Here is a 14,369-nt window from a genome sequence, read left to right as displayed (position 1 = left end):
TGGTGAAAGCGCCTTTTTGGGTTGTTCATTTTCTTCACAATAACAATGCTTGGAAGTGGGTTATCTGCTCAGAGGAGGTTTTTTGACACTCTCAGGTCTAAAGACACTGAGATTCTTGGTTCATTGACTCGCCGTTAGACAGCAGGCCCCGGCCAACCGCCCAAGAGGGCAAATCTCCCCAAGCGTAGGTTCCCGTGTGCCCCACGGTACTGAGTCCTCTTTTCAGGATGTTGATGGCTGCGTTCACGTCTCTATCCTCCACAAATCCACAATGTGGACAGATATGAGTTCTGGTGGATAGAGACTTCTTCACTTTCTCCCCACAATTAGAGCAATTTTGGCTTGTATTGTGGGGAGGAACAGCTACTGTGACTTTCCCATACTTATGCCCAAAATATTCCAACCAGGACCGGAAAGTTGACCAGCCAGCATCAGATATTGATTTTGCCAGTTGCGGGTTACGTACCAGCCCTTTGACATTTAAGTCTTCATAGGCGACCAAATCGTTAGATTGGATGAGGAGGTGTGCAACACGCTTGCAATACTCTTTTCGTTGCCTACTTACTCTTAAATGGTTCCGGGCATATCTTTCTCGTGCTTTGTGGTAGTTGGTTGATTGTGGTTGCTTTACCTTTTTCTTTTTAGGATCGTACTTTTTGGATTTTTTGCGATTAGCACGATTTAATTGTTTTTCAGACTTGCGGTAAAACTGGGGAGATTGTTCAACATTGCCTTTATTGTCAGCAATGAAATACTTCAATCCCAAGTCGATACCAACGATTTGACCTGTAGGCTGAGTCTCAACTTTCAAATCAATATCAATTGCAAATTGAGCATAGTATCCGTTAGCACGACGCACTAACCGGACACGCTTAATCTGTTTGATGTCATAATAATTTAGGTCGTAGGTTCCCTTTAATTTTAAGGTTCCTATTCCTTTTTTGTCTGAGAAAGTTATGGCTTTACGAGTCGCCGAAAGCTTCCATCCTGATGTTTTATATTCAACAGAACGGCAATATTTCTTGAACTTTGGGAAACCCTTCTTGCCTTTAACTTTCTTTTTACAATTATCGTAAAATCGTGCAATAGCACCCCAAGCCCGTTCCGCCGCAGATTGTCTAGCCATTGAATTAAGTTCGTCAGCAAAAGGAAATTCAGCAGCAAGCACAGCACAATGTTTGTTCAATGCATACTTATCAACTTTTTTGTCTTTGTTATCCATCCAATAGCGCAAACACTTGTTTTGGATGAATTGACTTGTACGAATAGCATCGTCTATTGCCCTATACTGCCTGTCTTTTCCTTTAACTTTGAACTCGTAAATTATCACTGGTTTCGACCTAACCAACTAAATTATTATGCTAACATAAAAAGCATAATATGGTACAATTATACTGCAAAGATGACGGCGATTAAAATCGCCCGGGTCGCTTATATCTCACGGCACCCATCCGCTGAGTTTTACGCATACCGCGAGGTATTATAAATCTAACAATTACTTTACTAGCAAGCGCCGTTCTTATTTAAGACAACCTTTAGAGTTTTCAATAGCAAATTAATATCGTAGGTAATAGACCAATTGCGTTGATACTTTAGATCCATGCGAACAATATCTTCAAAGTTCTTAACGCTGGAGCGACCATTAGCCTGCCATTCCCCAGTAATACCCGGTTTGACATTCAACCTTTCCCAGTGGTGAGTTGAGTAGTGCATCACTTCATCGGGAGTGGGAGGACGGGTACCGACTAGGCTCATTTCCCCCAACAGCACGTTCCAGAACTGAGGGAGTTCGTCTAAGCTGGTGCGGCGGAGAAACTTGCCTACAAGGGTAATGCGAGGGTCATTCTCATTTTTGAAGATATGATGACCTTTGGCTTCGTTATTGACCAGATGCTTGAGTCGATCAGCCCCGACCACCATAGAGCGGAATTTCCAGATCCGGAAGGAACGCCCGTTCAAACCACAGCGAATTTGACTGTAGAAGATCGGCCCAGGATTATCCAACCAAGTGGCTATAGCAACAGGAATCGCTACGAGTACTGTAATCCCTAGCCCTACAAGCGCACCCAGGATGTCAATTATACGCTTCGCTTTGCTTGTTACAGAAGGATGAACTGGAAGCGTGGCGAAATGAACAGTGTAAGCATCATCCAGAACTGGTATATGAATAGGGTAAATAGAGTGGGAAGTAGAGGAGTTAGACATGGTAATTACAGTTTCAGCGGGTCACTTTAAGAAGGGAATTGGTTGAAAAGACTGGCTTTTTAGCAACTTGCTTGGTTTTGATGGAATTGGCTGGTTAATTAAGCAAACGGATGAGTAATAGCAATTGACCAAAACTTGGCTAGACAACAAGGGTCTTAAATCTTTGGTCAAGACTTCACGATTAAGTATTAACCGTGGTCACAACAGCGTTGTAACTCTCAAAAATTTCAAACACTGAATCGAGCTGAGTCAGTTCAAAGATCATCCGGATAGGTGCTTGCAGGTTGCAAATGACAAGGCGACAGCCACTGGAACGTGCAGCGGAAAGCCCCGTCACGAGGGCGGCTAAACCTGAGCTATCCATAAAATCCACTTGGGCTAGATCAATCACCCACAGGTGGTCGGATTGAGGCACTAAGCTAGTTAACTGTTCCCTCAAGACCTTACCATGCTCCAAATCTAAGCGTCCTTGAGGCTGAAATACAATCAGTTTATATTCTTGTGTGAGAGCCATACATTTTACTATTGATTCCGGTAGGTATTTATTGCACGATTGAGAAAATCTTGGCAGGCAAAAGCGATTGAGGAGTATTAGCTCTAGCACTGCAAATGCTTATGCTTGTTTAGTTAAATTGACGCTGCGACTGGCAGAGAGGTTTGTCATTGACCCTTGGCGATGCTCGCGGAGGGAGCCGCCCAAAGGGCGATCGCTGGTTGAATACAGCTTATGTGAGTAGAAAAATGCTAGACGATTATGTCGAGATTATCAGGATCTACCTAAACAGCTTGAGAGTATTTTCTATTGAAATTGTTTTTAAAGTCAGAGCAGTTTGGTAGAGCTAAAGTCGCCTAATGTGATTCGGTTGTAAGTTTTGTATTCTTATGTTGTTTGTTCGCCCTGACGACGTGGGGCAAAGGCGTAAGATAGCACCAAACTTAAGAAGACAAGGTTGCCTATGAGATAGCGCTGCCATAGCCGACCCGGTTCCATTGCTAGTCGCCACAGCCACTCCATACCAACAGCACGAATTGCATACGGGGCACGGGGTACACGTTCAGCGACAAAATCCAACAGCGCACCCACGCCCATACAAGTGATACTGGGCAGTTGGTTAGCGTATTGATTGATCCAAATTTCCTGTAACGGTACTCCCATCGCTACTAACAGCAGGTGCGGTCGGGCTACCCGGATAGCCTCTAATACCTGCTCGGTTTTTGCTTGAGAGAAATAGCCGTGTTGAGTTCCTGCAATAACCAAACCAGGATAGGCTTTCTTCAGATTAGCTGCGGCTTCTTCAGCTACACCTGGCTTAGCACCAAGAAGATAAACTGATAAACTTTTTGGTGCCCCATCCTTGCACAAAGCCGGAACTAGGTCGGTGCCATTGAGGTTATGCATCAACGGTGTACCCAGTAAGGCACTACCCCAGCGAACTCCACTCCCGTCCGCCAACAACAAATCACTGTGATCTAACGCCTCTGCCAGTACAGGGTTTTGGGCAGCAGTTACCATAGTGTGCGCGTTGGCATAATACACGCGACCGCCCTGCCGATTCAATAACCGCGCCAGTAACAGTTCGATTGCCTCGGACGAGGACATACGATCAAAATGGGTGTTGAGAAAACTAACTCGGTTTGCCATATAATTTGGAGCTCGTTATCTAAAGTCAGAAAATACCGAAATTCAATGCATAGGCAGTGTTGTGTTATCACCGGAATATACTTAGTTGTGCTACTACGGGAATATACTTACACATTTATGCCTGGGTGATATCAAGCTCGTTCAATTGCTTGTCATCAAATAATGCCTACAATCGGGCTCAAATCTTTATAGATAGCGGTTTTTAGCATAGTTGCATGCTTATGCTTATGCGGAACTGCAACAAAAGACTTGATATGACCAGAGACTTTCTTTAAAAGTCTTAGTATAGTTTCCTACGCAAATACCGATGGGAAATACTATCTCATGGTTACTTAACGGCTTGTGGATACAGCATCCTCTGAGGAGATAAAAATGTCCAGCTAGCTATCCGCTTGGCTGTAGTGTGCACATACTGTAAGGTGCATAATAGATTTATGTTCCAAATAGCTCTAACAAATAGCTCTAAAATTAGCGCATCTGGGTGTTAATTTTTATAGTTGCCGTTGCACAACTATCTAATTTTGCTAGATATACAGCATTTGGTCGCTTATCCTAGTGTATTCTTTTCAACGGGAATGGTGTGATTTAGCTAATTCGATGAAAATTCCTCAGGCTATATCATTATCTGTGCGTCATACGAGTTTCGACAGAGAATGCGACAGATAACTGAGTAGGGGCACAAGATCCTGCGCTCCTATAGGTTTTTATGTATAGCAAAGATTTTTGAAATTGGTATGAGAAGGTAAGAAGGCTATCTCAAATATTTTACCTACTGAAATTTTACCTACTGAAATTAAAGCCTTCGCAACTATCTCAACACTTAGGCAAAAACATAATTTAAGACTAAATTTTTAGCGATTTGCCAGTAACTATGCCAGATAACCTTTCAAGGTGCAGAATGTAGCCTGTATATGCAATATCCTCTAATTAACCTCTAATTGATATGAAAAAGCATCGAATTATGGTCATTGGTAGCAACGTTATTACAGTACAGCGCGTCAGTAGCTACTGTCTGAAACAGAGTGCAGAAGTTTTCCCCTACTATGGTATTCCCTCAAATGAGGAGGTTGCTCTGTTCGCCCCCGAAGTCTTGGTGCTATGTTTACCAATCACTAATGACTTCTCCTACCAGATACATCCATACATTTTATGGTCAGAACAATTCATGGATAAGGGGTTACCATCGGCTACCACCCCTGCAGAACTGTATGCCCGTCTGCAGGAAGTCCTTCAGGCTTAAATCAATCCTTGGCGCACAGCCAGAGCTGCTGCTTGGACACGATCATCAACGCTAAGTTTGTTTAGTAGCATACGCACATAGGACTTAATGGTTCCTAGGGAGAGGTATAGCTGATTGGCAATCTCTTGGTTTGAGTATCCTTGGGCAATAAGTTTGAGAATTTCTAGCTCACGAGGACTAAGAAGTTGTTGTTGCAGTACCTCAGGTGCAGGAACCGCTTGGGGTACAATGCTGGGCTTGAGCATCCGGGAGACTTTTTGAGCTATCTGAGGATCTAGATAAGCACCACCTTGGAGGATCAATTGAATGACAGCGATGAGTTGTTCCCATTCGATCGTCTTAAGACAGTAACCATCTGCACCAGCTGCTAGCATCCCCATGACTTGGGTATCCTGGTCAAACGCACTCAAGGCAAGGATACGAGTCGTAGGGCGATCGCTTTTTATAGACTGCGTGGCTGTAATCCCATCCATCACTGGCATATCAATGTCCATTAAAATGACATCGGGCTGGAGTTGAGCAGCTAATTCAATAGCCTGTGCACCGTCACCTGCCTCTCCAACGATACTAAAGGCAGGTTCAAGGGCAAATTGACCTTTCATGCCTCGGCGTATCAAAGCGTGGTCATCGACCAGTAGAATACGCACGGTTTTCTGTTCGCCATTCTCAAGTATTATTGGCATCATTCTTTCTCCTACATCTTTTCATGTTGGCATTTAGGCTGGTCTGTGGTAATTGGGAGGGTAAACCAGAAGATGCTACCCTCTCCGACGAGAACACTTTCGACGCCAATGCTGCCTCCGTGAGCCTCAATAATTTGACGACACAAGTACAGACCCAGACCAGATCTCCCACGCCGAGCTCCTCCCTGAACGAAGCGGTGGAAGAGTTGTTCCTTTTCCTGTGGTGCAATTCCGCAACCGCGATCGCGCACGCAAAGCTGCACTTGAGCTTCCCCAACGGGCCTTACCTTCAGGAAGATTTCTTTGTTTGGCTCGCTCACTCGCACAGCGTTATCAAGCAGGTTTTGCAAAACCCGTTGGATCTCTATCTCATCACCGTAGACGGTAGGCAGTAATTGAGAAATTTTATAGTTAACGGTGAACTCACGCTTTGAAGTCGCTTTTATCTTGGCAATCGTTTTGACAAAAATTTTTTCCCAGTTAAGGGGCTCGTAGTTCAAGTGAGTGCCATAACCAGCTTCATAACGGGAGATGTTCAAGAGGGCTTCCACAAGCTTGAGGAGATCTTCGTTAGCTTCCCGGTACTCTTGGAACACTTCCCTCAAGGTACCACTGACAGGACCAAAAGCTCCTTTGAGCATACTTTCTAAAGTATTGCGGGTAGCAAGCAGGGGAGTGCGCAGGTCGTGGGAGAGTGCAGAGATCAGGTTCTCAAGCTGTTGGTTGTGCTCCTCGATGCATTTCTGACGATAGCGAACCTTGCCTGCCATTGCGTCCAGAACTCTAGCCAACCGACCAATTTCATCCGCAGACGAATAGCCAAGGCGGGCTTCCATTTGACCCGTTCGCCAAGCTTCACCTACCTCCATCAACTTGTGCAAGCGAACCTCGAATCGTCGATACAAAAGCCGGAGGTTCAGGTACACTCCTACCAGGATCACGATTGTGCTAAAGATGTTTACAGCAGTGTTTACATGGTAGAGTTGCTGTAAATTATGCTTGCGTTGCTCCAAAAGTATCTCCTCGCGGTCAAGCAAGACCCGAATCTGAGTGCGCAGGGAATCGAATAAGGTCTTTTCCTCCAGAGTAAACCTACTGCTCAAGCTAAAGAGATCCCTCTCACCCAAGTGGCTTTGCCAGCGAGTATGCACATTTTTGATCTTATCGAGTTGCTGGAGTTGAGTAGGGTTGTCTTGTACAAGAGTATATAGGCGGCTGAGGCTGCTGTTGAAAGCGAACTGCATATTACTGTGAGTCTCTAGGAAGTTTCTTTCCTCATCTATCACAGCGTTGAGTAGACGTTCTCCTTCACGCTCTACAACTAAAGTATGGGTTACTAAATCAGCTGCTTGCTGAGTATGGAAGGCTATCGACAAATTTAAGCCTTGTTGCCCCAGTATCAATAACACTAGCACCGCCAAGCTAATGTACAGGGGCGCAAATAAATGAGTTTTCACAGTGGATGGAGCAAATAAACACACTAAATTAATAGCTCCCACGATCTAAGAAATTTTTATGCTTATATCAGGTAATATTCAGAAAATTAGCTGAGGTCTTCATTGAGCCAAATTTGCTTTCACACCTCAGCCAGCACTGGATTTTTGGCAATGGTGATCATGGTGTACAGGCTTGTATAAACTATATGCGATCGCGCCGTGGCAGGCAGTCCGTACCATTTCCCAAAGCGCCGCCTTAAGCGGGTATTGCCTTTCCGCCTGAGCAAGCGCGCTAGTAAGAAATTACCTAGCTGGGGCGAGGGCATATAATAAGTAAAACAAGCGTTGAGAAAAATTACTGTATCAACCATGTAACCAAAAGCAGATGTTTTTACAAAGTATCTTAATTAAAAAAATTTACTCTACCAATTACGGTGTATCAAAAATTTTGTAGTAAATTTACACCAACTATTTGAAGGGCTTATTAGCTAGCCTGACAATCTATCGGTTGATACTAAGGTTTGAAGTTGCACTTAATTCTTAACGAGTGGGACAATTATTAGTATTCTAGATAACAATAGTAATCTTAATACTTGTAAGTAGGACTATATATTACAACTAAAAATGTTATTTGTAAACTTTATGGTAACTAGAGCATCTTTCATAGTTCATTTGAGAGGCTCAATGTAGCTTGCAAATAACCTAACAGCACTACCAACACAATTTAAAGCTAACTCACTAACCCTTATTTAGTCGTCCTCATCAGGTTTCTTCTTATAATGAATCTCAATACATTTGCAATGTTTTTGCTAGATAATTGTTTACCAGAATAAACGATTTTAGTTTTCTGAAGAAAACTAAACTTGCGCAAGACAAGCTTTGTCTTTCGATTATATGTTCAAATATTATACCAAAAATAATTGATTGGTATAGATAGATGTAAAATCTCCTACTTTTCCTACTTTTCTTACTTACGCGACTGTCACAGTGCTCGTGCTTAAGGAATTAAGGTGCCTTGAGGGCTCTGGCAGAGTAAGGCGTATGTATGGTGGCTTTTGGAAACAGCTAAGCCCTGCTTGATCAAAACTGCGATAATCGCCCTTTCTAGGGTAGGGCAAAGCACCATGGTCTTTATATGCCCCGAGGTTTACAGAAAGGCATATACTACCATACGTTGCTCACAGGGCAATCCTCCTAAGGAGGGTTGGGCGCAATACGGTTCAGTTAAGACATTTATTCGTTGAGACAGCAGAGGGGATGGGGAGATGGGGAGCAGAGGAGAAAAAGAGTTATTGTCCAATAATTCTTTCCCCTGTGCCCCTCTCCCTCTGCTTACCTTCACTTGTCAACTTCTTATCTGAACCGTATTGGGATTGGGCGTAGGATAGATACGCTTCGTGATCGCATAGCAATAGCGTAGCTATGATCACCTAGAAAGGGAAAAAATTAGAGAAAGGGTCTGCCAACTCTCTTTTTTACACCTATCTAATAACTGCCTATTACTTTACGGAGTTCCGTAGTAGATTCCTCTCCCGTTGGTACCAATAAAGACTAGCCCGAATTGCTGAGAGCTAGCCTCCATCACATTAGGCTGATCGCCGATGGGCTTGTGCGGATCGCCGATGTTTGTCCATGTTTTTCCATTATCTAGAGAACGGAAGATTCCCTCACCCAGACCAGTGATTTTGCCATACAAATACAGTGCTGGAATTTTGCTTCCCACCTGCGGCTTGCCAATGGCAAATAAATAAGCTCTCTCCACGCCAGCAATACGAGCAAACTTCACACCGCCATCTGTTGAGCGGTAAAGCCCATTCCAGTTGAGACTCACCCAGACTTCGCCGCTCTTTCTCGGAACTGTTTTGAGCATGGACCAATCTTCCTTCGGGAGCGATGAGTTCACAATGCTGAAAGAAGCGCCCGCGTTGCCACTACGGTAGACTTTGCCGCTGTTGTAGTAGTAAAATGCATTCTCCTTAACTTTGTCCGCCGCCAGTGGTTGACCCCAGTACCACGGTCCCTTCGGTCCGTTGGGTAATCCCGATACTTTACTCCAGGAAGATCCGCCGTCAGCTGTGCGTATAGCTTGTCCTTTTCTCGCGATCGCAACGAATAGATTTGGGTTTGTTGCCGACATGGCTACGCGCAAGGGAATTGTGTTCTGCGGAAATGACGAAAACTTTTTCCACGTCAGTCCACCATCTGTCGAAGTGGCTCCCGTATAAATATTGTTTCCCCGATGACCGCCGACACGCACCATTCTTGCGGGATCGCTTTCACTGTAAGCAATGCTGTAGGTGTCTTGAAACCGGGGACCGAAGCTGCCGCCCAACTGTGTAGATGGATAGGCATTTAGTCCATTGTTGTGGTTAAACCCGTCTACATCAGCCACGCCGCTCAATAACACAGATCCACGCGGAGGTGAAACTAGCGCGAAGCTAACCAGCTCCTCGTGTCCTTTTTCATAGTTGAACCAAACAGATCTCTGCACGTTGATGTTGTCTGTCCGCCATGTTCCGAACCAGTCTGTTAACCAAACCCTACCGGGAATTTTCGGGTCAAATTCAATAGCTGAGGTCGCCGAGCCAAAATACCAGTCGGGCCACCAGGACACTTGAGGCTTCAAGGAATACTTTTTCTGTTGCCATGTCGCTCCACCATCGGTAGATTGAAATACTCTGCAATAATCTTTTGTTTGATGGTACTGGTCATAAGCAATCAGAACGCGATCAGGGTTATTTGGATCTACAGAAAGGGCATTGAATCCAGTTTTCGCGTTAGTTGGCGTGATACGGCTCCAAAGCCCATTAGCATATTTGCTAACTCCTAACTTGTGTGTCACATACAGGGCTGAGTTGCTGGCGAGAGCCATTCTATTAACCTGTGATGGGCTTCCTGCTATTTTGCTCCACGTAACACCCGCGTCGGTGGATTTATATATTCCGTCTCCGTAGGCATTGGCATATACCAAGCCAGACACCTTTTTGTGAAACACGATGCCTGCAATTCCAATATCTGCTTTCGGCTTTCCTGGGAACGAGGTAACTTTGACCCATGTCGCGCCAGCATCCGACGACTTCCATAGCCCATTTAATCGCGAACCAAAGAAGATAACATTAGAATTAAACGGATTGACAGCCAGTCTTTCTCCCACCCATCGGTGAGTCTCGTTGCCGCCCATCGGCAAGTCTATGTTCAGCTTGGTCCAAGTTTTCCCTTGATTGGTGGACTTAAAAATTGTCCCCAACCCAGCTGAACTAGCGGTGTATTTGCCAGTCGCGATGTAGACAATATTTGGGTTGTTCGGGTCAAGTGCTAGTGCTTCTCCCCCATAGTAGTTGCTCTTGGCAAGCCCAAAGTGGTCAGTTAGTGGAATCCATCTCTTCTCTACTGCATTCCAACGATAAAAGCCACCTATGTCGGTTCTGATGTAGACGAGATCCTGCTGTAGCGGATGCAGATAAACACCAGTGACATAGCCCCCTCCCCCGATGGATACATTAGTCCATTGATATCCAGAGGTCGTGCTGCAAGTAGGCTTAAGGGGTTCAATTGCTATGGCAGTAGCCAGCGCAATCATCGCAATGCAGGTTGTTTTTCCTAACAGAGCCCAGAAACGGCGATCGCTCATACCAATTGGCTAGATTCTGCAACGTTAATAAATGGGATGCGAGCTTAACTTATCACCGATGACTTTCTATACCTCTTGTTGACCCTGGTGGAATTTAGCTCAAACTGGGGCAACAGGCAGGGTAAACCAAAAGGTGCTACCCTCACCAGGAGTAGTTTCGACGTTGATCGTACCTCCGTGAGCCTCTACAATTTGGCGGCATAAGTAGAGACCCAGCCCAGATCCGCCAGGTCGTCCTCGTCTGTGACTAAAGCGATGGAAGAGCCTTTCCTTCTCTTGGGAAGCAATCCCTGTTCCATAGTCGCGCACTGATACCTTGACTTTGTCAACTCCAAGCGATGCCACCTCAAGGATAACTTGCTGGTCCATCTTACTCATTTGTATAGCATTATCAAGTAGGTTCTTCACAACCCGTTGAATTTCAAGCTCATCACCGTAGACAGTCGGCAATGAGGAAGGAATTTTATAGATAATTGCACACTTTCGCTTACTCGTGATATCGCTTTGGATAATGGCTTGGGCAAAGATATTTTTCCAATCAAGGATCTCCCAGTTGAGATTCTTACCAACTTCTATTTTATGGCGAGAAATATTTACGAGAGCTTCGACAAGCTTAAGGAGGTCCTCGTTAGCCTGGCGACAATCTTCAAGCACGTGTGCCCAAGTTTCCCTTAGTGGACCAAAAGCACCTCCGAGGATAGCACGCAGAGTGGCGCGAGTTGCGAGCAACGGAGTACGCATATCGTGGGAAAGGGCAGAAATGAGATCTTCAATCTGTTGGCGTTCAGCGGTCGTTATACGTTCCAGCTTGTCTAAATTACGCCTTAACTCCAGTTGGGCAATAACTTGACGACTTAAGGTACGCAATGCCTGCACTTGCTCTAAGCTAAGCTGTCGTGGGACACGGTCAATGACACAAAGTGTTCCCAGTACATATCCTTCAGGTGTAATCAGCGGAGCACCGGCATAAAACCGAATATACGGGTCAGAAGTTACCAGTGGGTTGGTGGCAAATCGATGGTCGAGTAGTGTATCGGGAACAATCAAAATCTCATTGGGCTGCTGAATGGCGTGGGCACAGAAGGCCAAATCCCGTGGTGTTGACTCAACATCTAACCCGACTTTCGATTTGAACCACTGACGGCAATCATCAATCAGGCTGATTAAAGCTATGGGAGTGCCACAAATTTGTGCCGCTAAAAGTGTGAGGTCATCATACGCAGCTTCACAGATAGTGTCCAGAATTTGATATTGGCGAAGGGCTTCCAGCCTCGCCATTTCATTTTCAGGCTGTATGGCTTTCATTCATTTGTTCCTACTTCAGCCAAACGTCATAAACTGGACATCAATACTTATCTGAAATATAATCCTATCCCACTGCGGACTTAATTGACTACCTATATTTGCAAAGCCCAATTTTCAGACACTCCCCCGTTGACACTTACAGCAGATTTGAGCAACTGAGCCTCGTAGCCATAGTCATCAGCGGTGTGAACTAGAGCAGAGACATCCTTGGGGAAGCAGGAACCACCCCAACCGATACCAGCCTGCAAGAACTTGTTACCAATGCGGGAGTCTAAACCAATTCCTTTGGCAACCTGGGTGACGTCAGCACCGACGCGATCGCATATATTAGCAACTTCATTAATAAAGCTGATTTTGGTTGCCAAAAATGCGTTAGCAGCGTATTTGATCATCTCAGCAGAGCTAATGTCAGTCACAAGTACCGGTACTGGTGGTAAAGATTGGTCCGCAGCGAACTTGCGCTCCACAATTGGGGCATACAGTTCTTTCATCATGGCGATCGCTTTGTGATTATTGCTTCCCAACACAATCCGATCTGGGTTAAAAGTGTCATACACCGCTGAGCCTTCGCGCAAGAACTCGGGATTACTGACGACATCAAAGGCAGGTAGCTTTTCCAAAACCACCTCACCGCTACTAGTACCACCAGCAGTAACTAGTACTTTTTGACGTTCCGCAACTCCATCCACTACAATCATCCGCACCCAGTCACCTGAGCCAATCGGCACCGTGGATTTATTCACAATTACCTTGTAACCTCCGTTCAAGTGTGTGCCAATTCCACGAGCGACGGCTTCTACGTAACGTGTATCACTTTCACCTGTGGGTAAAGGAGGTGTCCCTACTGCAATGAACAGAATTTCCCCGTGGGCAACTCCCGCACCGAGATCCGTGGTGAACTCAATGTTACCAGACTCAATAGCGGATTGCATAATTTCCGAGAGTCCCGGCTCGAAAATTGGCGATCGCCCAGCCTTCATCAACTTCACTTTTTCTTCGTTGTTGTCCACGCAGATGACTTGATGTCCAATATGTGCTAGGCAAGCACCTGTGACCAAGCCGACGTATCCAGTACCAATGACACAAACGCGCATATTCTTTTAATATTTTTATTAGTTTGCTAGTAATCTTCACTTTGCTAATTCAATAACCGCTGACGATTCCTCGTCCTTGCTCCGAGTCCGGAAATCTTTGACTGTCAGTTTTAATCCTTCTTTTACAGGAACAGTAGGTTCCCAGTTTAGATGAGTTTTCGCTCGTGTAATATCTGGGCGACGACGACGCGGATCGTCTTGAGGCAATGGTTTAAACTGAATCTCTGCGTTGGGATTGACTAACTCTTGAACAGTAGTAGCCAGTTCTAAAATAGTGTATTCTTCCGGATTTCCTAAATTAACAGGACCAATGAAGTCGCCATTCATCAGCCGCATTAGCCCTTCCACGAGATCCGAAACATAGCAGAAACTGCGAGTTTGTGAACCGTCGCCATACACTGTTAAAGGAATATTACGCAGAGCTTGAGTCACAAAATTGCTCACCACTCGACCATCATTTTCCAAGATCCTTGGACCATAGGTATTGAAGATGCGAGCAACCCGAATGTCTACATCGTTTTGGCGATGGTAGTCAAAAGCCAGAGTTTCTGCGATCCGCTTGCCTTCGTCGTAACATGAGCGAATTCCAATACAATTAACATTACCCCAGTACTCTTCCGTCTGCGGGTGAACTTCCGGATCACCGTACACTTCCGTTGTTGAGGCCAAAAGAAATTCGTGCCTTCACACGTTTAGCCAACCCCAACATATTAGCGTTCCCATGACGTTCGTTTTGACTGTTTTCACGGGGTTGTATTGGTAATGCACTGGAGAAGCGGGACAAGCCAGGTGGTAAATTTGATCAACTTCTAACCGAATTGGTTCAGTGATGTCATGGCGGATGAGTTCAAAATATGGATTATCTAACCACTTCAGAATGTTTCGCTTGTGACCAGTATAGAAGTTATCCACGCAAATAACTTCGTGTCCCTCTGCCATCAGTCTGTCGATGAGATGGGAACCAATAAATCCAGCACCGCCAGTGACTAATATTCTCATAATTTGCTAGTGAATTACAGCTATTTCAAACAGCGTCTGCACGAAGGTCTATGTAAAAGTGGAATGTTTGCACTTTTTCGTTGCACTTTTTCGTTGCACTTTGTCCTTACTACTGGGTAAAGACATGAAACAGT

General features: G+C 45.0%; 12 protein-coding genes and 1 pseudogene. 2 read left to right on the top strand and 11 right to left on the bottom strand.

Annotation, left to right across the window (positions count from 1 at the left end; genetic code table 11):
• Positions 1 to 97: 97 nt before the first annotated feature.
• The 3 genes from V5G28_RS19460 to V5G28_RS19450 all read right to left on the bottom strand — a co-directional run bounded on the left by V5G28_RS19460 (position 98) and on the right by V5G28_RS19450 (position 2,719).
• A complete protein-coding gene (locus tag V5G28_RS19460) occupies positions 98 to 1,330 on the bottom strand; it encodes an RNA-guided endonuclease InsQ/TnpB family protein (RefSeq protein ID WP_336231267.1) in 1,233 nt (410 codons plus the stop codon).
• Positions 1,331 to 1,503: 173 nt separating this feature from the next.
• Complete coding sequence (locus tag V5G28_RS19455; RefSeq protein WP_336231266.1) at positions 1,504 to 2,205, bottom strand: sugar transferase; 702 nt, start codon at positions 2,203 to 2,205, stop codon at positions 1,504 to 1,506.
• Between the two features lie 181 nt (positions 2,206 to 2,386).
• On the bottom strand, positions 2,387 to 2,719 hold the full coding sequence (locus tag V5G28_RS19450; RefSeq protein ID WP_332987833.1) for an STAS domain-containing protein: 333 nt from the start codon (positions 2,717 to 2,719) through the stop codon (positions 2,387 to 2,389).
• Positions 2,720 to 2,786: 67 nt separating this feature from the next.
• On the opposite strand from V5G28_RS19450, the gene V5G28_RS19445 reads away from it, so the two are divergent.
• Positions 2,787 to 2,942, top strand: coding sequence for a hypothetical protein (locus V5G28_RS19445; protein ID WP_336231265.1), 156 nt, complete (start codon positions 2,787 to 2,789; stop codon positions 2,940 to 2,942).
• A gap of 143 nt (positions 2,943 to 3,085) precedes the next feature.
• On the opposite strand, the gene V5G28_RS19440 is transcribed toward V5G28_RS19445, so the two are convergent.
• Positions 3,086 to 3,847, bottom strand: coding sequence for a WecB/TagA/CpsF family glycosyltransferase (locus V5G28_RS19440; protein ID WP_332987830.1), 762 nt, complete (start codon positions 3,845 to 3,847; stop codon positions 3,086 to 3,088).
• Positions 3,848 to 4,790: 943 nt separating this feature from the next.
• Here V5G28_RS19440 and V5G28_RS19435 point away from each other — a divergent pair.
• Positions 4,791 to 5,087, top strand: coding sequence for a hypothetical protein (locus tag V5G28_RS19435; RefSeq protein ID WP_332987829.1), 297 nt, complete (start codon positions 4,791 to 4,793; stop codon positions 5,085 to 5,087).
• On the opposite strand, the gene V5G28_RS19430 is transcribed toward V5G28_RS19435, so the two are convergent.
• The 7 genes and pseudogenes from V5G28_RS19430 to V5G28_RS19400 form a co-directional block, all read right to left on the bottom strand.
• Entirely contained in the window at positions 5,084 to 5,773 is a 690-nt protein-coding gene (locus V5G28_RS19430; protein ID WP_332987827.1) for a response regulator transcription factor, read from the bottom strand. The genes V5G28_RS19435 and V5G28_RS19430 overlap by 4 nt on opposite strands.
• Positions 5,774 to 5,781: 8 nt before the next feature.
• Entirely contained in the window at positions 5,782 to 7,227 is a 1,446-nt protein-coding gene (locus V5G28_RS19425) for an ATP-binding protein (RefSeq protein ID WP_332987826.1), read from the bottom strand.
• 119 nt (positions 7,228 to 7,346) lie between these two features.
• On the bottom strand, positions 7,347 to 7,577 hold the full coding sequence (locus tag V5G28_RS19420) for a hypothetical protein (RefSeq protein WP_332987825.1): 231 nt from the start codon (positions 7,575 to 7,577) through the stop codon (positions 7,347 to 7,349).
• Between the two features lie 1,133 nt (positions 7,578 to 8,710).
• On the bottom strand, positions 8,711 to 10,837 hold the full coding sequence (locus tag V5G28_RS19415) for a VPS10 domain-containing protein (RefSeq protein ID WP_332987823.1): 2,127 nt from the start codon (positions 10,835 to 10,837) through the stop codon (positions 8,711 to 8,713).
• 99 nt (positions 10,838 to 10,936) lie between these two features.
• Complete coding sequence (locus tag V5G28_RS19410) at positions 10,937 to 12,142, bottom strand: GAF domain-containing sensor histidine kinase (protein WP_332987822.1); 1,206 nt, start codon at positions 12,140 to 12,142, stop codon at positions 10,937 to 10,939.
• Between the two features lie 92 nt (positions 12,143 to 12,234).
• Complete coding sequence (locus V5G28_RS19405; protein ID WP_332987821.1) at positions 12,235 to 13,236, bottom strand: UDP-glucose dehydrogenase family protein; 1,002 nt, start codon at positions 13,234 to 13,236, stop codon at positions 12,235 to 12,237.
• A gap of 36 nt (positions 13,237 to 13,272) precedes the next feature.
• Positions 13,273 to 14,235: pseudogene (locus V5G28_RS19400) on the bottom strand (UDP-glucuronic acid decarboxylase family protein).
• Between the last annotated feature and the right edge of the window lie 134 nt (positions 14,236 to 14,369).

The sequence above is a fragment of the Scytonema sp. PRP1 genome (assembly GCF_036697665.2).
Lineage (GTDB): Bacteria > Cyanobacteriota > Cyanobacteriia > Cyanobacteriales > Nostocaceae > Kalymmatonema > Kalymmatonema gypsitolerans.
Note: the sequence above shows the minus strand (reverse complement) of the source record. Positions and strands in the feature narration are given on the sequence as shown.